Consider the following 19,101-nt stretch of genomic DNA (forward strand, 5'->3'; position numbering starts at 1 on the left):
AAAATGGGTATTAAGGTTCCGGGTTTTCTTTTGAAGGTTCAAGATTTTTTTGATGATATACATATTCCACTTTTGGGAATATCGCTTTGGCAGTTGTTTCAAATTTATTTTGCAGGTGTTTTTAAAGGTAAGATCGGTAAAAAAGCAGCAGCAATCTCCTGGAGTTTTACGCTTAGTCTTTTTCCTTTCATCCTGTTTTTACTGTCAGTGATTCCTTACATGCCGCATTATGACAAGCTTCAGTTCTATATTTTTGAAGTTTTAATGCACAATATTTTTCCTTCAAATATAGAAAGTGATGTAAGAGGATATATTGAAGACAGCATCATTCCCAATATGAAAGGAATCAGTAATTTAACAATTCTTATTGCTTTGGTTTTTGCAACCAACGGAACATTTTCTATCATCAATGGTTTTAACGAAAATTCTAAAGAAAAACTTCCGGATGTAAAAGAATTTATTCTGTCGTTTTTTATTACGATTGGTTTTGTAACGATCGTATTTTTAGGACTTTTCGGGGTCTATTATTCTGAGGTTGTACTTAAGCTTTTTACACCGAAATACAATATTTCCTGGCTCGTTAATAACCTTTCAAAAATCATTGGTTTCGTATCTTTTCCTATATTTTTTTTCCTTTTGCTGGCCATGTTTTACTGGCTGGGAACGGTGAAGATTATCAGATTCAGACAGGCGGTTCCGGGTGCTATTCTTACTACTGTATTGTTTATTCTTACAACGTATCTGTTTACGCTTTATGTGAAAAATGTGGCAAGATATAACGTTTTGTATGGCTCTATCGGAAGTATGATTTTATTGATGATCTGGGTGAATGTGAATGTGTATCTTCTTCTTTTCGGAAACGAACTGAATATGGCTCTGAGAAAACTGAGAGTTGAAAAACTTCTGTCTGATGAAATCAAAAAAGAAGCCGATCATTATCAATCAAAAAGCGAAGAGCCAAGCCTTGAATGTGATGAAAATCATACCCGCAGTATCAATAGTGGAGAAAAGACAAACAAAAATAAATCTTAAAAACTGATCTGTTTTTTATTTAAATATTTTAAAATAAATCAATCTTCTTCTTCAGCTTCTTCTATTTTTTTAGAACTTAAGTTTAGAACAATATAACCAGAAATTGCAGCGATGAATGAAGCAATTAAAATCGCAAACTTAGCCTCATCCTGAATCTGAATCTGACCTTTGAACGACAGCAATGCAATGAAAATCGACATCGTGAAGCCGATTCCCGCTAAAAGTCCTACCCCCAACATCTGCGTCCAGGAAGAGTTATGAGGCAGTGAACTGATCTTAAATCGAATGGCAATCCAGGAAAATAAATTGATTCCTACCAGCTTTCCAACTACCAGACCGCAAATAATTCCCATTCCCAAACCACCGAATAATCCGTCAACCATCCCATTGGTAAAGGTAATATTGGTATTCGTCAATGCAAAAACAGGCATAATCAGAAAGCTTACCGGAAAGTGAAGCTGGTGCTCGAGTTTTTCTAATGGTGAAATTTCTGTTGTGGAAATATTTGTAGGGATAGAAAATGCAAGAACAACCCCTGCAATCGTCGCATGAATTCCCGAATGATGCAGAAAATACCAGAGCAATATTCCGGGAATAAGATAAAAGATAATTTTTGTTACTTTAAAATAGTTAAGTAAAAACAATAAAAGTGAAACTCCTAAAGAAAGGAAAATATACGTCCAGTGAATCTGTTCCGTATAAAAGATCGCAATTACAAGAATTGCACCCAGATCATCTACAATCGCTAACGCAGCCAGAAATATTTTGATTGAATTGGGCACTCTTTTACCAAGCATTGAAATAATTGCCAGTGAAAATGCAATATCTGTCGCCATCGGAATTCCCCAGCCGTTACCATATCTTGTTCCGTGATTAAAAGCGGTAAAAATAAGTGCAGGAATGATCATTCCGCCAATTGCTGCAAAGATCGGGAGTGAAGCATTTTTAAAAGATGAAAGCTCACCTTCTACAACTTCTCGTTTAATTTCAAGTCCTACCAAGAGAAAGAAAATCGCCATCAATCCATCGTTGATCCAGATGCTGACAGGGTATTTCAGATGAAAAAGAGCAGTGCCAATTTCCTGATCTAAAAAATTTTGAAAATTCTCTGCCATAGAAGAGTTGGCAATTCCCAAAGCCAATCCTACACATATAATCAGTAAAATTCCTGATGACTGGCTGCTCTCGAAAAACTTTTTAAAGTAAACGCTTAATTTCATTTTTAAATTCTTATCACTTTAGAAACACCATCTATATTTTTTAATTTTTTGAATGTTTCATCCAGCTGATTTCTGTTTTTAACTTCTAAATTGATGTTTCCGGTAAATACTCCGTCGTTAGACTCAATCGACATACTTTTCATATCCATACCCATTGCACCGCTGATGACGGTTGTAATGTCATTGATCATTCCCATTCTGTCAAGCCCTTCAATTTCAATTTTGATACGGTTTTTGAAACTTTCTTCATTGACCCATTTCGCAGGAATCACTCTGTAGTCGTACTGCGCTCTCAGGTTAATTGCATTCGGGCAGTGATCACTGTGAACTTTTATCCCTTCTGAAATGGTGATAAAGCCGAAAATCTTATCACCCGGAATTACCGTACAGCATTTTGCATAGCTGTAATTCAGTTTTTCTTCATCTTTCCCAAAGACAATCATATCAAGATTGATTTCTTTCGGCTCTACATAATGCTGAGTTTTATTCGGGGTACGCTTAAATCTTGAAAGTAAATTGTTGAATACATTCTTACTCTCAATATATTTTCTTAAGCTGCTTGCATCCAGCTCATTAGTCTGGAATTTTAAAAACAATTCCTGAGATGTCTTCAAATTAAAAAACTTCTGAAGTTTGTTGATCTCTTCATCATTGAAATTAATCTTTGCATGTCTCAGTTTTCTTTGCAAAATCTCTTTTCCTTCGTCAACAAAAGAATTTTTCTCGGAATTTAAATATCCTTTTATTTTTGATTTGGCTTTGGATGTAACCACAAAATCTAGCCAGTCAAACTTAGGTTTCTGATTTTGAGAGGATAAAATATCAACCTGATCACCATTTTGTAAAACATAAGAAATCGGAACCAGTTTTCCGTTGATTTTTGCTCCCAAACATTTCATTCCCAGATCTGAATGTACGGAAAAAGCAAAATCTAAGGCTGTTGCATTGGTTGGTAAAATTTTAATTTCACCTTTCGGCGTAAAGACAAAAACTTCTTTTGAATATAAATTGAGTTTAATATTATCTAAAAGCTCAGAAGTAGAAAGATTTTGTTGCTGTTCTAGTACATCACGGATTTCGGTGACCCATTTTTCAAAATTTCGGTCATCGTTGCTTTGCTTATAACCTTCTTTGTATTTATAGTGTGCAGCAACACCTTTTTCGGCAATATCATCCATCCGTTCTGAACGAATCTGAACTTCAATCCACTTTCTGTCCGGGCCGAGAACCGTCAGGTGCAGACTTTCGTAACCTGTAGAACGAGGCTGTGTGATCCAGTCACGCATTCTTGAAGGATTACTGTGGTAAACATCGGTTACGATAGAGTAAATTTTCCAGGCAAGAAATTTTTCATTCTTGGCATCTGATTTATAAATGATTCTTATCGCATAATTATCAAAAACTTCTTCGAAAGAGACACCCTGTTTCAGCATTTTTCTGTAGATAGAAGAAATTGCTTTTGCACGACCTTTGATCGTTACATTCAGTCCTTCTTCGGTTAATCTTTCAGAAACTTCTTTTTTAAATTCTTCAATATAACGTTCTCGGCTCTCTTTTGCGAGTTCCAGTTTTTGGGAAATTTCATTAAAAACATCCGGACTATTATATTTTAAAGAAAGATCTTCGAGCTCAGATTTAATGTTGTACAGACCTAAACGGTGCGCCATTGGAGCATAGATGTAAACCGTCTCGGAAGCAATTTTTTTCTGCTTGTCCGGTGCCATACTTTCCAGTGTTCTCATGTTGTGAAGACGATCGGCAATTTTTATTAAAATCACACGAAAATCTTCAGAAAGAGTTAACAAAAGCTTTCTGTAATTTTCTGATTGTACAGAAATATTCTGATGATTCATGATGGATATTTTAGTTAATCCATTCACAATCACTGCGATTCTTTCTCCAAAAATCTTTTTTAAATCTTCATACGTATAATCCGAATCTTCTATAACATCATGCAGCAATGCGCAGGCAATTGATGTAGCTCCCAAACCTATTTCCTTTGCTACGATCTTTGCAACAGCGATAGGGTGATAAATGTACGGTTCACCGGTTTTTCTCCTCTGATCTTTGTGTGCATCAAGCGCAATATCAAAAGCCTTTCGGATGAGTTTGTTATTCTCTTCATCCAAAGTTCTGTATGTGTTAGATATCAGGTCTTTATACCTTGCTGAGATTTCTTTATTCTCCTGTTCCAAATTGTAACTCATCTGTGTAAAAGGCTTTATTTAAACGAAAATACGAAAAATAAAGCTATTTGTCAATTCCTCAAACGAAAAATCCGCAGAAATAAATTCTGCGGATCATGGTTATAAGTCTTTAGTTGGTTTTTAAACTTTTACTTCAGAATTCATTCCGTCATGTTGCACTTTAATCCTCACATCCGGACTGCTGTGAATCTCAGCTTTAGATCTTGCGTCGATGTATTTTTTGATGGTGCCGTATGAAGCCTGTCCGATATTCATGTTTTCGAATATATATGTTTTCACTACAGAGTTTTCATGAAATATATTCTGAGCCACTTTTGTCCTGTCATTATCCTTTACTTCTACACTTGCCATGTATTTGGAATGATGGTGATCTTCTGTAAGATAAACGATGTAATCAGAGTTCTCAAAACCGGAAGATTCCAATTCGTTTTCTAATCTTTTATAGTCACTATGTTTTTCGAATATTCCTGCTAAAATGTTTGACATAATCATCTATTTTTGTTCTATAAAGATAGTGAATTATTTAATATAATTATTAAAAATTCAAATAAATTTAACTTATATTGTTTTATCTATAAATATTTAATAAAAATTAAGATATAGTCTATTTTATTAAATTCTATTTTTTTAGGTCATATTTTTAGCCTTAAAATAAAAAACTCTGCACGGTAAAAGCACAGAGTTAAAAATATTGAAGTTAGAGGTTAAGCTAGTCTTTCATTCATAATTTCTTCAACAATTTCAGGGTTCAAAAGGGTAGAAGTATCACCAAAATTACTAAAATCTCCTTCTGCTATTTTTCTTAAAATTCTACGCATGATTTTTCCTGAACGGGTTTTCGGAAGTCCGGAAACAAACTGAATTTTATCTAATTTTGCAATCGGACCGATCTGATCTGAAATCAATTGGTTAATTTCTTTCTTTAAATTATCTTTCTGACGATCTGCACCGCTGTCTTTCAGGATCACAAAACCATACAAAGCACTTCCTTTGATATCATGAGGGAAACCTACAATCGCAGATTCTGCTACAGCAGGATGTTCGTTGATGCTGTCCTCGATCGGTGCAGTTCCTAAATTATGTCCGGAAACAATCACTACATCATCCACACGACCTGTAATTCTGTAATAACCCACTTCATCTCTCAAAGCACCGTCGCCAGTGAAATATTTTCCCGGAAATGCGGAGAAATAAGTTTCTTTATATCTTTGATGATCTCCCCAGATTGTACGGGCAATTCCCGGCCAGGGAAAACGGATGCAGAGATTTCCTGTTACCTGATTTCCTGTAATTTCGTTGCGTTTATCGTCCATTAAAACCGGTTGAATTCCCGGTAAGGGTAGTGTTGCGTACGTCGGTTTTGTAGGAGTTACAAACGGAATGGGAGAAATCATTATTCCACCGGTTTCAGTTTGCCACCAAGTATCAACAATAGGGCATTTTTTTCTCCCAACATGATCGTTAAACCAATGCCAAGCTTCATCATTGATGGGTTCTCCAACTGATCCTATTACCCTTAGTGAACTTAAATCATGTTTGTCTACCCATTCTGAACTTTCCTTGGCTAAAGACCGAATGGCAGTCGGTGCAGTATAGAATTGGGTAACTTTATGTTTTTCAATAACTTCCCAGAATCTGTCGGGTTCGGGATAGGTTGGAATTCCTTCAAAAATAACGGTTGTTGCACCATTCAATAAAGGTCCGTACAAAATGTACGAATGCCCTGTAATCCAGCCGATATCTGCAGTGCACCAGTAAATATCGTTTTCCTGATAATTGAATACATTTTTAAAAGTGTACGCCGAATACACCATATAACCTGCGGAAGTATGAAGCATTCCTTTTGGTTTTCCTGTAGAACCTGATGTATAAAGAATAAACAAAGGGTCTTCGGCATCCATAATCACAGTGACGAAATCAGCTGAAGCTTTTTCGTAAAGATCATTCATCCAGAAATCTCTGCCTTCTTTCATTTTAACCTGGTTGTTGGTTCTTTTAACCACCAAAGCTTTCTCAACAGTAGGACATTTTTCTAACGCTTCATCGATAATGCTTTTTAAATCTAAAACTTTACTTCCTCTGTAACTGCCATCTGAAGTGATGATCATTTTAGCCCCACAGTCATTCACTCTTGAAACAACTGCAGAAGCAGAAAATCCGGCAAAGATAACCGAGTGAACTGCCCCTAGTTTTGCACACGCCAACATCGTAACCGCCAGTTCCGGAATCATGGGAAGATAGATGCAGACTCTGTCACCTTTCTCAATTCCCATGTCTCTCAATATGTTTGCTGTTTTGTTTACTCTTTCATAAAGATCATTGTAGGAAATGTGCTGTACTTCTTCTTTCGGATCGTTGGGTTCCCAGATAATTGCCGTTTTTTCTCCTCGTACCGATAAATGTCTGTCGAGACAGTTTTTGGTAATATTTAATTTAGCATCTTTAAACCATGTGATTTTTGCCTCATTCATATCATATTTTACCACTTTGCTCCATCTTTGGTACCATACAAAATTTTGGTCGGCTACTTTATCCCAGAATTTTTTCGGATTTTTTATTGATTTTTTATACTCTTCAAAGTAGTGCGGTAAATCTTCTATCACGTAATTTCTCATACTTTTTCTTTTTAGAATTGATATTAATTATTTTTTTGTTTTATTAAAATTGATGACACTCATTTTGTGTGCACAACAATATTCATTCTCGCAATTTATGACTGATGTTGTTGTTTAAAGATTAAGTAATTCTTCAATCTGCTGAATCAGTTTTTTAATCGAATAAGGTTTAGTCACATACGCATCAGCGCCCATTTCCAGGCCTTTTTCAATATCTTTCGGGTTGTTTTTGGCACTGAGAAAAAGAACTTTTGTGTTGCTTAAGGCTTCATTTTTTTTAATTTCTTCCAAAGTGCTGTATCCATCAAGATTCGGCATCATAATATCCAATAAAATAACATCAGGAACAATGGTTTTTAAAAATTCCAAAACTTCAGTTCCGTCTCTGGCAATGAAAACTTCGTAACCAATTTTCCTGAAACTGTATTCCAGTGACATTAATATTTTGTGTTCGTCATCAGCAATCAATATTTTTTTCATGATTTTCTTCGTTAAGGTTCAACTTCATTTATTTTTCCGGGCAAAGTTATCGTAAATGTCACACCTAGTCCGCTGTTTTCTGCCTTTATATGTCCTTCTTGGGCTTCTACAATTCTTTTTGAGATGGCAAGTCCGAGACCGCTTCCTGTAGGTTTTCTGATATTTTGATTTTTAACCTGATAAAATTTATCGAAAATCATTTCCAGATCTTCTTCGGGAATATGTTTTCCGGTGTTGAATATTTTTATAATTAAAAAACTGTCTTTCTCTGAAAATTTAGTCTGAATTGTGCCCTGTTCATCAGTGAATTTTAAGGCATTTCCCAAAATATTCTGAAACAGCTGAATCATTCTTGCTTCATCATATTCAAATTGATAAGTTTGAAGCAAATCAACTTCACTAATATGAATATATTTCTGCTGAATCAAATGCAGGATAGGATTTAACGCTTTTTTGTAGGTTTCCAGAATGTTGTTTTCCTGAATATGTAAAGCTATTTCTCCGTGCTGAAGCTTGTCAAGGTATAAAATGTCATTAATAATTTCGCTCAAACGGTCAGATTCTGTAATGATATTGTTTAAAAATTCCTTTTTTATCTCTAAAGGTATATCGTCATCATCAGCTAAAATTTCTCCTGCCGAACGAATGGCAGTAATCGGGGTTCTCAATTCGTGCGCCACAGAATCCAGAAATCATCTTTCTGACGGTCTTTTACGATTAAATTTTCGTTGGCTTCACTCAAGTCGTTGGAAAGCTGTTTCAATTCTTCAGATTTCTCGGTGAGTTTTTTATTGAGCGTAATATTTTCTTTAGATTCTTCCAGAATATTTAAAACTTCCTTTAAAGATATTTTATCTTCTTGGGTTACTCCTTCAATCAAAATTTTTGCAGATGCAGTGCCAATTCTTCCTGCCAAAAGGTTTTCAGAAAATTTGATAAACCTAGAATCGGCAGTTTCTGTTTGCGAATCAATGTTGTATTTGATATTGAAAATCCGCATGGCCTGTTCAGTTTTCTTCTTGCCTAAAAATCGCTCCAGAATATTCTGAATGTCAGAAACATAAGCCGTTCCTCTCCAGATAAATGCGTTTTCATGATTTTGAATGTATTTATCGATATCGACATACAGTTCGGCAAAGTTTCTTTCCCGATAATTTCCTTTCATACTTACAGAAAGTATGGTAAACAAACCCGTATTTACTAAAATCGACCAAAAGAAAATTTCAGGAATTCTGTTTAAAAAATAAATATCAAAAAACTGAAAAGTATCATACATCTCTCTCAAAATACCTTTCAATTCTGAATTGTATGAGAAATAATACTGTGGAATGATCAATCCGAAATAACAGATCATTAATCCTGCTATTAATCCTGTTACTGCGCCTTTGTAGCTTCCTCTTCGCCAAAATATCGCTCCAAAAAAAGCAGGAGCAAGCTGAGCAATGATGACAAATGAAATCAATCCTACAGAATCTAATGAGGTTTTTAAAATAAAATATTTATAGAATCCGAAAGCCAAAATGATCAGCCCAAATATTGAGAATTTACGGATATTGGTAATGTTTCTTGTATTTTGAATTTCATTTTCAGCTTTAAATTTTCCTAACAAACCGTAAGGAATAATCAAATTGTTTGACAGCATAATCGATAATGTGATTGCTGAAATAATAATCATCGAAATGCACGAACTTAAGCCTCCTAAAAATACCAAAACCGTGATCAGAGTATTATCAAAATGCTGCGGAATCAGAATAGAGTAAAACTCGGGATTTACGTTTTGTCCGGCAAAAATCAATCTTCCGCCCCAAGCAATCGGAAAGATGAAAATTGTAAAAATCAAAAGATAAAGCGGAAAAAACCAAATGGCTGTTTTGATGTGTTTTTCCTGTCTGTTTTCTACAATTGCAGTGTGAAACTGTCTCGGCAAAATACAAATCGCCGTCCCGGAAATCATACAAAGAACCATCCAGTTCATAGCTCCTTCAATTCCGTTAAAAGTGTTTTTTGCTTTAAAATCCGGGAATTTACTTGCCTTTTGATACAAATCTGAAAATCCGTCGAAAGCATAATAAATAACAAATAACCCAAGAATGATGATGAAGAATAATTTTAGAAAACTTTCCAACGCAATGGCTGAAATAATTCCTAACCGTTTTTCGGAAGCATCTACATATTTTGTTCCGTAATAGGATGAGAATAATGCAATTAAAATAACTACAAAAGTTCCGCTATCCGTCAGAATATTTTGAGAAATTTTAGTTTCTGTGACCAAATGAAAAGTCTCTGAAATTGCTTTAATCTGCAATCCGATATAAGGAATAATCGCAAAAAGACAAACCAATGTGATAATAGCGCTGAAGCTTCTGCTGTTTCCATATCTTAATGAAATAAAATCTGCTAAACTGCTTATTTTATTGACTCTTGAGATTCTTACGATTCGGGTATTGATGTAAATCCAAGCCGGGATAACCATGATGGGGCCAATGTAAATCGGTAAATAATTGAGCCCGCTTGTCGCTGCAACGCCAATGCTTCCATAATACGTCCATGCGGTGCAGTACACGGCAAGAGACAATGCATAGATGTAGGGGTTATTGATCCAGATTTTACTCTTTTTCTTCTCTGCCAAATGAGCAACTAAGAATAAAAGTGCAAGGTAAATCAGCACAACGATAAATAATGCGAAACTACTCATCATGTTTTTTTATGATTACAAAAGAAATAATGATGGAAATCATCCAGACTGAGAACAGATAAATCAAAATCATCGGGTAGCCAAAAACCTCTTTTTCACTGTTGAAAAGCAATGAAACAGGGATGCTGAAAGCGATAAGTAAACCTATGCTCAGAATAATCAGTTTTTGCTCGTGACGCTTTTTCATAGATGATGAATGACAATTGATTGGTTCGAATGTTTTGTGCTCATTTACTCTAATATCTTTGTTTTATGTATCTGAATAAATTAACTGAATCCAAATCCTTGTATTTCTTTGTTAAACGAAGTGCCATTGTTTATTTTGAAACTCTAGCAGTTTTCTGCTTCTTTTAGTTTTGCGTTTAATTTAACGCAAGGTTAGACAAAGATTTTGATTAAAATATTTGATGTTTTTAAAGTAAACAAAGGCGTTTCACTGATAAAAGTAATACAAATTTTAACTTACAACATGCTCAAAATTTAATTAAATACGTTAGTTCTATAAAAGATAATTGATGAACAAAATTATTCATCAATTATCAAATATTATTTATAATTATTTGTCATCGGAGTATTCTCCAATCAGAGAATAGTATCCGAAGATTGCAAGACCGCCGGTTACAATCGGTACCAATACAAAAAGTATGATAATACCGAATACCAGATCTTCCTGTTTTCCTGAAGTGATTTTAGGAACGCCCATCACTGTAATTCCGAAGTAGGCAACGATTAAGGCGACCAAAATCCATACAATGCCTAATATTTTTTTTAATCCGTTCATTTTAGTAGATTTAAAATTAATAAATTTTTAAGTGATTATACCTATTAATCGTGTATATTGTTGTTCTTATTTTTAAGATAAATCAATCCGATGATTAAACAGACTGCAGCGACACCAATCGGGTACCAAAGTCCTTCCAGGTACCACGTCGGGTGTCCTGCATCTTTTCCGGAAGTCACGAGATAAGTGGCAACTGCAGGGAGCAATCCTCCAAAAACTCCATTACCAATGTGATACGGTAAAGACATTGAGGTGTAACGTATTTTCACAGGGAACATTTCAACTAAAAATGCGGCAATCGGACCGTAAACCATCGTTACAAAAATCACCTGAATAAACACCAGAAATACCAAATACCATCTTGTGTCATCGTTCAAAGTAATTGCTGTTGAAACTTTTGGTTCTTCTGCTTTTCCGTCTTTCATTACCGGACCTGCAGCTGACCAATGAACAATACTGTCTTTCTTCATTAAGGTTCCGTCTGTAAAAGCGGTTTCTTTGTGGAATGTAATCACACTGTCTGATGCGATAGTTTTGTGAATTGCCGCCACTCTGGTTTCTTTGATGCCGTCATTCGCCACAGTTTTCGCTTCTATGTTCACACTTTTATACATGCTGTCGTAGATGGGTCTGTAAGCTAAAATTGCCACCAGCATTCCGGTCATCATAATCGATTTTCGACCAATTTTGTCTGAAAGCCAACCGAAAAACACGAAGAAAGGGGTTCCCATCAATAATGCAGTTGCCATTAGATAATCGACCTGCATCGAGTTAATATTCATTACTTTCTGCAGAAAACTCATTGCATAAAACTGTCCTGTGTACCAGATTACTCCTTGTCCCATTGCTGCTCCGAATAACGCCAGCAAGACAAATTTGAAGTTGAATTTATTCCCGAAACTTTCTTTTAAAGGATTTTTTGAAGTTTTTCCTTCACTCTTAGCTTTTGCAAAAAGTGGAGATTCTTTCATGTTTTTTCTGATGAAATAAGAAACTCCTACCATTAAAATGGAAATCCAGAAAGGAACTCGCCATCCCCAAGAATCAAATTCTTCAGCGGAAAGTGTATTTTTTGTAATTAAAATAACAATTAATGAAATGAAAAGTCCTGCCGTTGCAGTAGTCTGAATCCATGAGGTCCAGTAACCTCTTCTGTGTGGCTGTGCGTATTCTGCAACATAAGTTGCTGCTCCGCCATATTCTCCACCTAAAGCCAAACCTTGTAAAAGTCTTAAAATTAAAACTAAAACAGGAGCCATAAACCCAATAGTTTCGTATCCCGGAATACATCCAATTAAGAAGGTGGAGAATCCCATGATTAATAAAGTTACCAGAAAAGTATATTTTCTTCCGATAATATCTCCCAATCTTCCGAAGAATAAAGCTCCGAAAGGTCTTACTACAAATCCCGCTGCAAAAGTTGCCAGTGTAGACAAAAATGCTGCTGTTGGATTGTCTGCCGGAAAGAATTTTGTCGCTAAAACGACTGCCAAACTTCCGAAAATATAGAAATCATACCATTCTATCAAAGTTCCGAGAGACGATGCAGTGATGACGCTCCAGATGGTGCGGTTTTTTTGCTTATCTGTCATATTCTCGTAAGCATCGTGGTGTTGTTCGCTCATATCACTAGATTTTTTTGTTTAAATTATTATTATGGAAATTAATTTTTATAGATAAATCTGAAGCTGTACAATAAATTCTCCTTTAGAAGACGGGCTTTCAGTCGGGCTTGTGTAAACCGGTCTTGTAGAATATTGTGTAGTAATTTTTGCATGATGACCATCTAAAAACCAGTTGGCTCCTACATCAAATTGCGAAGAAGGTCTGTCAAATGCTTCAAAATCTTTATATGTGTAAGCTGCAAAAGGCTGAATTCTGATTTTTGGTTTCTCTGCCTGATTCGGCAGTAACAAACCAGCTTGCGCATAAACCACATTTCCGGTTCCGATCATCGGCTGAAGATTTCCGGGACCAGCCAAAGCTCTTTGCCCAGCAAAATTTGGATCGTTCGCTGCAATGTTCATAATTCCTAAATTTCTGACATAATTGGGTCCGAAATTATAGTTGTAAAAACCCGCGTAAGCAGAAACTGCCATTTTATTTTTTGCCTCACCCAATGGTATATCTGCAAAAGCATCTACAGAAAGTAAAGTAATATTATGTTTTTCAATATTTGAATTTACTGAGGTTCTGGTTCCTTCCTTTTGATGGTAAAAACCTGCGCCAAGATTAAAAACTTTTTTGGTTCCTAAGTAAGAACCCACTTTGAAAGGAAGAAGATTAGATTCTGTATCTAAAAATTGGTATTCAAAATAACCTGCTTTAGACCAGTTCGGATTTCCGTTGTTATCCACAGCAACTTCATTTCCTGGAACTAGCGTGTTGGCTGGAGCTAAATCTGTTGCAAATGGTTTGTTTAAACTCATTCGGTATTCAAATTTTCCGTATTTACCTTTGGCGAAAACGCCCATCTGCCTTGCAAACTGATCAGAATTATCTATCAAAGGCCAACTGAAAATCGGAGAATCTAAAGTTAAAAAGTTGAGCGTTGAACCCATTGTCATACGTGAAAGTCCCATGTAATAATGAAGTCCGCCTCCTAAAGTCAGACTGAATTTTCCTGCTTCTCCGGGCAATATAACGGCATATTCGTTCCAAGCATCATGGAAGAAAAGCTGCGGCTTTTTACCATTTCCGTAGCCTCCTGTTCCTGTAGTTCCCGATCCGCCACCGTTGATGAAAGTCTGATTGTTGATCCCGAAATGTGTTAAAATCATGTAACGCTTGGTGATCTGAGCATAAGCTAAAATACGTGCTCTTCGGTTTCCTAAGTTCCATGTATTGTCAGTGGGTTCGCCGCCAAGCATACTTCCCGGGTTCATATCTGTATTCCTGATCCAGAACTGATCCCATAAAATAAATCGCACATACTTATCTCCTTCAGGATTAATGTTGATTTTTAAACCATTTCCATAATCAGGAGAACCTTGAGCATATACAGAACTGCTTATTAAAGCTAATCCAATAAAACTTAATATTTTCTTCATAAATTATTAATTTTTTGGCTGTTATTTTGTGAAAGCCAAATTGGAATTAATAATTTAGTTATAAAAATTTAATATATATTAATGGTTATAATATAGTTATAAGTTTTTAGTGATGAATTATGAGTTCTTAAAATGTTGAAATTTTAATCAATTTATTTTCATAATGTTTTAATTTACAATTATTTATTAATTTTATTTATGCAAAAAAACTCAAAACTTATAATTAATAACTCATAACTTTAATATCTCATTTTTTAAATCTTTCCCATTTGATCAACATGTATTTATCTGCAAATTGAGTAATGATTAATCCAGAATCTTTGATGTTTTCTTCTTTAGAAATATAGTCAATCAGCTCATTTTGTTTTAAAATTTTATAAACAGGATGAAATTCAGAATGGGGAGGTCTTGTGATATTGTACTTTTTAATCCAGGAACTGATGGTTACATGAGAAACGCCTATAATCCTTTCTATTTCTCGGAAACTCAAACCTTCAAGGTAAAGTTGAAGGGCTTTTGTTACATAATAATCATCAATCTTTTTGCCTAATTTTTTGACAGTGAAATAGTATTTGCAATCTTTACAATGGAATCTTTGCTTATCGTTAATAATTCCGCTTTTAACTACTTTTTCACTCTTACATTTCGGACAAATATTTTCCATATATAGTATTTTAGCAAATATATAATAATTTAGCAAAATAAAATTTAATAAATAAGATATATTATCTTTAAATATGTTTTAAAACAATAATATTATCTTTTTAATTTGGTTTTTAAAGTAATTATGCTTTAAATTTGCCAAAAAATTCAGATAATAAATGGAAATACAAGTTTCCTCATTCGAACATTTAATGTATGTGTGTGAAATACAGCAGGAAATGTATGACTCTGCACAGCGACGAGGGACCGGAATTGCAAAACGTTCTATAGAATATTTAAGCAAAAAGATTTCAGAAGGCAATGCTGTAGTTGCCACTGAAGATGGGAAGTGGGTAGGATTCTGCTACATAGAAACCTGGTCACATGGTCAATTTGTTGCCAATTCAGGATTAATAGTTTCCCCAAAATTCAGGGAGAGAGGAGCTGCAACTTTAATTAAGGATAAAGTTTTCCAATTATCCAGAGATAAATATCCGAATGCCAAAATTTTCGGATTAACGACAGGTCTTGCCGTGATGAAAATTAACAGTGATTTAGGTTATAAACCCGTAATTTATTCTGAACTCACGCAAGATGAAGAATTCTGGAACGGTTGTAAAAGCTGTGTGAATTATGAAATTCTAATAAAAAAAGAACGAAAAAATTGTCTTTGTACAGCAATGCTTTTCGTTCCTGATAATAAAGTAAACGGTATTGAGAATAATCAACCCGAAAATCAATATAACAATGAGCAAGAAAGTAATCTTAGCATTTAGTGGAGGTCTGGACACCTCTTACTGCGCCAAATACCTGAGTGAAACACTGGGATATGAAGTGTATGCAGTCACCGTAAATACCGGAGGTTTTTCTAAAGAAGAGGAAAAACAACTGGAAAAAAAAGCTTTTAATCTGGGCGTGAAAGAATACAGGTGCATTGATGCTCAGGAAGATTATTACAATTCTTGTGTTAAGTATTTGATTTTTGGTAATGTCTTGAAAAACAATACGTATCCATTGTCTGTAAGTGCTGAACGTACGATTCAGGCGCAGGAAATTGCAAAATATGCCATTGAAATTGAAGCTGATGCGATTGCTCACGGAAGTACAGGTGCTGGAAATGATCAGGTTCGTTTCGACTTGATTTTTCAGGTAATGTGCCCGAATGTAGAAATTATTACACCAATTCGTGATCTGTCTTTGTCTCGTGAAGATGAAATCGAATTTTTAAAAAATCACGGGTACGAAATGGAGTTTCAAAAAGCACAATATTCTGTGAATAAAGGACTTTGGGGAACTTCAGTCGGGGGAAAAGAAACATTAACTTCAAGAAATTATTTGCCCGAAGAAGCTTTTCCTTCACAAATTAAAGAAACTCAGCCGTCAGAACTGGATATTGAATTTAAAAATGGAGAAGTTATAGCCGTAAATGGAGAGAATTTTGAACATTCTGTTTATGCTATTCAAAAGATTGAAGAACTGGCTTCTGTTTACGGAATTGGTCGTGACATCCATGTGGGAGATACGATTGTCGGGATCAAAGGAAGAGTAGGGTTTGAAGCGGCAGCAGCATCTGTGATCATCAAAGCACATCATTTATTGGAAAAACATACCCTTTCAAAATATCAGCAGATGATGAAATCTCAATTGTCTGATTGGTATGGAAACTGGCTTCACGAAGCACTTTTCTTAGATCCTGTGATGAGAAATATCGAGTCCTTCTTAGATGATTCTCAGAAAACAGTAAGCGGAAAAGTATTTGTAACGCTTCATCCCTACAGATTTATATTAAATGGTATTGAATCTAAACATGATTTAATGTCCGATAAATTCGGGAGTTACGGCGAAGCAAACAGAGCATGGACAGGTGAAGATGTGAAAGGGTATACCAAAATTGTAAGCAATTCCTTAAATATATATCACCAGATTAACGGAGAAGAGATATGAAGACAGTAGGAATTATCGGCGCCAACGGTTACACGGGAAGCGAACTGGTTCGGCTTCTGGCTTTTCATCCCAATGTGTCATTGAGTTTTTTATATAGTCGTTCAAATTCGGGGACAAAGATTTCAAATTTGTACCCGGATTTAACGACGGTTTGTGAAATGGTTTTGACCGATCAGCCGGAAGATGTAGATATTTTGTTTTTATGTCTTCCTCACAAAGAAAGCCAAAACTGGCTGACTCAAAATGCTGTAAAAGGTGAAACGTTAATAATCGATTTAGGAAATGATTTCCGTTTAGATGGAAACTTAGGAAACAGAAATTTTATCTACGGTTTGCCTGAAATCAATAAAAAACAACTTTTAGGTTCAAAAAGTATTGCCAATCCCGGATGTTTTGCAACGGCGATTCAATTGGCTCTACTTCCATTAGCTGAAAAAGGTTTGTTGAATGAAATTTATACAACAGGTATTACGGGCTCAACAGGAGCAGGTCAGTCTTTACAGCCGACTACGCATTTTACCTGGAGAAACGATAATATCTCAGCGTATAAAACTTTGACCCATCAACATGTAGATGAGATTTTACAACAGCTAGTTTCTTTTAATATGAATGAAATCAGTCTAAATTTTGTTCCATGGAGAGGAGATTTTGCGAGAGGAATTTTTACGAGTTCAACGGTGAAAACAGATGTAGAACTTTCAGAGATCAATCAATTGTTTAGGGATTTTTATGCAGATGCACCTTTTGTAAAGGTAAGCGAGAAAGCAATTGATTTAAAACAGGTTGTCAATACCAATCGCTGTGTGATTCATATAGAAAAGAGTGGAAATGTTGCAGTTATTCATTCAGCGATTGACAATTTGTTGAAAGGAGCTTCCGGACAGGCAGTTCAGAATATGAATATTGCGATGGGTTGGGAAGAAAATTCAGGATTGAATTTAAAGCCTATGGCGTTTTAATGTCAATTTTCAATAAATCAATCGTGAATTTTAAACTCAAAGTAAAACCGACTTAGGAAACGGAGGCGTTAAGAAATTTTAAAGAATTTCCGTTAAAAAATTTCTCCTGTTTGAGTGGCGTCCAAAAAAATCTTTAAGAAACAAAATTTGCCTTCCGCCCGAGTTTAGAAATTTTAGGAAATTATTTAAAATTTAAGCCGGAGTTTCCAAGTCTTGAACTTTTGTTTCTTTTGTTTCAAGACAAAAGAAATTAATAGAAAATAAGATAGCTATTCAAAAACTGGCAACTATCAACCAAAAACCATCAACCAAAAGATGAATTTATTCAACGTATATCCATTATTCAACATCAATCCGGTAAAAGCTCATGGATCATTTCTTTGGGACGATAAAGGAGAAAAATATCTCGATTTTTACGGAGGTCACGCAGTAATTTCTATAGGGCACAACCATCCGCATTATCAGACTCAATTGAAAAACCAATTAGATAAAATATCTTTTTATTCAAACTCGGTTCAGAATGATTTACAAACTGAATTGGCTGAAAAACTAGGCAAACTTTCAGATTTAGAAGATTACAATTTGTTTTTATGTAATTCAGGTGCTGAAGCGAATGAAAATGCTTTAAAATTAGCTTCGTTTCAAAACGGAAAAAGCAAAGTGTTGTATTTCTCCGGTTCATTTCATGGCAGAACTTCTGCGGCAGTTTCCGTGACCGACAATCCGAAAATTGTGGCTCCGGTAAATTATGATGAAAGATTCATCAAGTCTGAATTTAATAATATCGAACAACTTGAAACAATTTTCGAAAAACAAGGAAGTGAAATTTCATCTGTAATTATCGAAGGAATCCAAGGAGTAGGTGGAATTATGATTCCAACGATTGAATTTTTAACTAAAATTAAAGAATTGTGTGAAAAACATGATACAGTTTTGATTTTAGATGAGGTTCAGTCAGGATATGGAAGAAGCGGATATTTCTTCGCTCATCAGGAATTTGGAATTGAAGCAGATATTATCACAACCGCAAAAGGAATGGGGAACGGTTTCCCAATCGGCGGAGTTTTGATTCACCCTAAGTTTCAGGCGAGTAATGGTTTGCTGGGTACCACTTTTGGCGGAAATCACTTAGCTTGTGTCGCTGCGATTGCGGTTTTAGATGTCATGAAAGATGAGAATCTCATCGAAAATGCTCAAAAAATGGGCGAGTATATTGAAAATAAAATTAAAGATCTTCCACATATTAAAACTATCCGAAGGAAAGGCCTGATGATTGGAATTGAACTCGACAGGGATTGCTCGGAAGTGAGGAACAACCTATTGTACAATCATCAAATTTTCACAGGAAATTCCAATGATAAGGCTGTGTTGAGGATTCTTCCGGCGCTTAACATTAAAAAGGAAGAAACCGACCTATTCATCGGTGCTTTGAAAACTGTTTTAGAAAATCTTTAAAATCAATTCAAAATGAAATGG

General features: G+C 35.2%; 17 protein-coding genes. 5 read left to right on the forward strand and 12 right to left on the reverse strand.

Going from position 1 to position 19,101, the window contains the following annotated elements; genetic code table 11:
* Nucleotides 1-3: 3 nt before the first annotated feature.
* Nucleotides 4-1,032 (forward strand): YihY/virulence factor BrkB family protein, encoded by a 1,029-nt coding sequence (locus ACZZ9T_RS10705; protein ID WP_463442078.1) that lies wholly within the window; start codon nt 4-6, stop codon nt 1,030-1,032.
* Nucleotides 1,033-1,070: 38 nt separating this feature from the next.
* On the opposite strand, the gene nhaA is transcribed toward ACZZ9T_RS10705, so the two are convergent.
* The 12 genes from nhaA to ACZZ9T_RS10765 all read right to left on the reverse strand — a co-directional run bounded on the left by nhaA (nt 1,071) and on the right by ACZZ9T_RS10765 (nt 14,744).
* A complete protein-coding gene (gene nhaA / locus ACZZ9T_RS10710) occupies nt 1,071-2,252 on the reverse strand; it encodes a Na+/H+ antiporter NhaA (protein WP_463442079.1) in 1,182 nt (393 codons plus the stop codon).
* 2 nt (nt 2,253-2,254) lie between these two features.
* Complete coding sequence (locus ACZZ9T_RS10715; protein ID WP_463442080.1) at nt 2,255-4,459, reverse strand: RelA/SpoT family protein; 2,205 nt, start codon at nt 4,457-4,459, stop codon at nt 2,255-2,257.
* A 120-nt stretch (nt 4,460-4,579) separates the two neighbouring features.
* Nucleotides 4,580-4,945 carry a hypothetical protein gene (locus ACZZ9T_RS10720; protein ID WP_463442081.1) on the reverse strand — a complete coding sequence of 122 codons (366 nt, stop codon included), beginning with the start codon at nt 4,943-4,945 and terminating at the stop codon, nt 4,580-4,582.
* 218 nt (nt 4,946-5,163) lie between these two features.
* Nucleotides 5,164-7,074, reverse strand: coding sequence for an acetate--CoA ligase (gene acs / locus ACZZ9T_RS10725; protein ID WP_463442082.1), 1,911 nt, complete (start codon nt 7,072-7,074; stop codon nt 5,164-5,166).
* Between the two features lie 114 nt (nt 7,075-7,188).
* Nucleotides 7,189-7,554 (reverse strand): response regulator transcription factor, encoded by a 366-nt coding sequence (locus tag ACZZ9T_RS10730; RefSeq protein WP_463431971.1) that lies wholly within the window; start codon nt 7,552-7,554, stop codon nt 7,189-7,191.
* An 11-nt stretch (nt 7,555-7,565) separates the two neighbouring features.
* Complete coding sequence (locus ACZZ9T_RS10735; RefSeq protein WP_463442083.1) at nt 7,566-8,234, reverse strand: sensor histidine kinase; 669 nt, start codon at nt 8,232-8,234, stop codon at nt 7,566-7,568.
* A complete protein-coding gene (locus tag ACZZ9T_RS10740) occupies nt 8,219-10,252 on the reverse strand; it encodes an SLC5/6 family protein (RefSeq protein ID WP_463442084.1) in 2,034 nt (677 codons plus the stop codon). Before ACZZ9T_RS10740 ends, ACZZ9T_RS10735 begins: the two co-directional genes overlap by 16 nt.
* Nucleotides 10,242-10,436: a hypothetical protein gene (locus ACZZ9T_RS10745; RefSeq protein WP_463431973.1), complete on the reverse strand. Its 195-nt coding sequence runs from the start codon at nt 10,434-10,436 to the stop codon at nt 10,242-10,244. The genes ACZZ9T_RS10740 and ACZZ9T_RS10745 overlap by 11 nt, the downstream gene beginning before the upstream one ends.
* A gap of 369 nt (nt 10,437-10,805) precedes the next feature.
* Entirely contained in the window at nt 10,806-11,030 is a 225-nt protein-coding gene (locus ACZZ9T_RS10750; protein ID WP_463431975.1) for a DUF6814 family protein, read from the reverse strand.
* Nucleotides 11,031-11,074: 44 nt separating this feature from the next.
* On the reverse strand, nt 11,075-12,655 hold the full coding sequence (locus ACZZ9T_RS10755) for an MFS transporter (protein WP_463442085.1): 1,581 nt from the start codon (nt 12,653-12,655) through the stop codon (nt 11,075-11,077).
* Between the two features lie 45 nt (nt 12,656-12,700).
* Nucleotides 12,701-14,080 carry a porin gene (locus tag ACZZ9T_RS10760; RefSeq protein WP_463442086.1) on the reverse strand — a complete coding sequence of 460 codons (1,380 nt, stop codon included), beginning with the start codon at nt 14,078-14,080 and terminating at the stop codon, nt 12,701-12,703.
* A 247-nt stretch (nt 14,081-14,327) separates the two neighbouring features.
* Nucleotides 14,328-14,744 (reverse strand): IS1/IS1595 family N-terminal zinc-binding domain-containing protein, encoded by a 417-nt coding sequence (locus ACZZ9T_RS10765; protein ID WP_463431981.1) that lies wholly within the window; start codon nt 14,742-14,744, stop codon nt 14,328-14,330.
* A 157-nt stretch (nt 14,745-14,901) separates the two neighbouring features.
* On the opposite strand from ACZZ9T_RS10765, the gene ACZZ9T_RS10770 reads away from it, so the two are divergent.
* From ACZZ9T_RS10770 to ACZZ9T_RS10785, 4 genes are all read left to right on the forward strand, one after another.
* Entirely contained in the window at nt 14,902-15,498 is a 597-nt protein-coding gene (locus ACZZ9T_RS10770; protein ID WP_463442087.1) for a GNAT family N-acetyltransferase, read from the forward strand.
* Complete coding sequence (locus ACZZ9T_RS10775) at nt 15,470-16,666, forward strand: argininosuccinate synthase (protein ID WP_463442088.1); 1,197 nt, start codon at nt 15,470-15,472, stop codon at nt 16,664-16,666. The genes ACZZ9T_RS10770 and ACZZ9T_RS10775 overlap by 29 nt, the downstream gene beginning before the upstream one ends.
* Nucleotides 16,663-17,625 carry an N-acetyl-gamma-glutamyl-phosphate reductase gene (gene argC, locus ACZZ9T_RS10780; RefSeq protein WP_463442089.1) on the forward strand — a complete coding sequence of 321 codons (963 nt, stop codon included), beginning with the start codon at nt 16,663-16,665 and terminating at the stop codon, nt 17,623-17,625. The genes ACZZ9T_RS10775 and argC overlap by 4 nt, the downstream gene beginning before the upstream one ends.
* Nucleotides 17,626-17,940: 315 nt before the next feature.
* Nucleotides 17,941-19,080, forward strand: coding sequence for an aspartate aminotransferase family protein (locus tag ACZZ9T_RS10785; protein WP_463442090.1), 1,140 nt, complete (start codon nt 17,941-17,943; stop codon nt 19,078-19,080).
* The last annotated feature ends 21 nt before the right edge of the window (nt 19,081-19,101 follow it).

It is taken from the genome of Chryseobacterium sp. AC417 (assembly GCF_979258215.1).

Bases quoted from the DNA above. Each gene is read 5' to 3' on its own strand.
- ACZZ9T_RS10765 (WP_463431981.1), bottom strand. From the start codon at position 14,744: ATGGAAAATATTTGTCCGAAATGTAAGAGTGAAAAAGTAGTTAAAAGC.
- ACZZ9T_RS10745 (WP_463431973.1), bottom strand. From the start codon at position 10,436: ATGAAAAAGCGTCACGAGCAAAAACTGATTATTCTGAGCATAGGTTTA.
- ACZZ9T_RS10720 (WP_463442081.1), bottom strand. From the start codon at position 4,945: ATGTCAAACATTTTAGCAGGAATATTCGAAAAACATAGTGACTATAAA.
- ACZZ9T_RS10760 (WP_463442086.1), bottom strand. From the start codon at position 14,080: ATGAAGAAAATATTAAGTTTTATTGGATTAGCTTTAATAAGCAGTTCT.
- ACZZ9T_RS10785 (WP_463442090.1), top strand. From the start codon at position 17,941: ATGAATTTATTCAACGTATATCCATTATTCAACATCAATCCGGTAAAA.
- ACZZ9T_RS10775 (WP_463442088.1), top strand. From the start codon at position 15,470: ATGAGCAAGAAAGTAATCTTAGCATTTAGTGGAGGTCTGGACACCTCT.
- ACZZ9T_RS10740 (WP_463442084.1), bottom strand. From the start codon at position 10,252: ATGATGAGTAGTTTCGCATTATTTATCGTTGTGCTGATTTACCTTGCA.
- ACZZ9T_RS10715 (WP_463442080.1), bottom strand. From the start codon at position 4,459: ATGAGTTACAATTTGGAACAGGAGAATAAAGAAATCTCAGCAAGGTAT.
- ACZZ9T_RS10750 (WP_463431975.1), bottom strand. From the start codon at position 11,030: ATGAACGGATTAAAAAAAATATTAGGCATTGTATGGATTTTGGTCGCC.
- ACZZ9T_RS10770 (WP_463442087.1), top strand. From the start codon at position 14,902: ATGGAAATACAAGTTTCCTCATTCGAACATTTAATGTATGTGTGTGAA.
- ACZZ9T_RS10705 (WP_463442078.1), top strand. From the start codon at position 4: ATGGGTATTAAGGTTCCGGGTTTTCTTTTGAAGGTTCAAGATTTTTTT.
- argC (WP_463442089.1), top strand. From the start codon at position 16,663: ATGAAGACAGTAGGAATTATCGGCGCCAACGGTTACACGGGAAGCGAA.
- nhaA (WP_463442079.1), bottom strand. From the start codon at position 2,252: ATGAAATTAAGCGTTTACTTTAAAAAGTTTTTCGAGAGCAGCCAGTCA.
- ACZZ9T_RS10730 (WP_463431971.1), bottom strand. From the start codon at position 7,554: ATGAAAAAAATATTGATTGCTGATGACGAACACAAAATATTAATGTCA.
- ACZZ9T_RS10755 (WP_463442085.1), bottom strand. From the start codon at position 12,655: ATGAGCGAACAACACCACGATGCTTACGAGAATATGACAGATAAGCAA.
- acs (WP_463442082.1), bottom strand. From the start codon at position 7,074: ATGAGAAATTACGTGATAGAAGATTTACCGCACTACTTTGAAGAGTAT.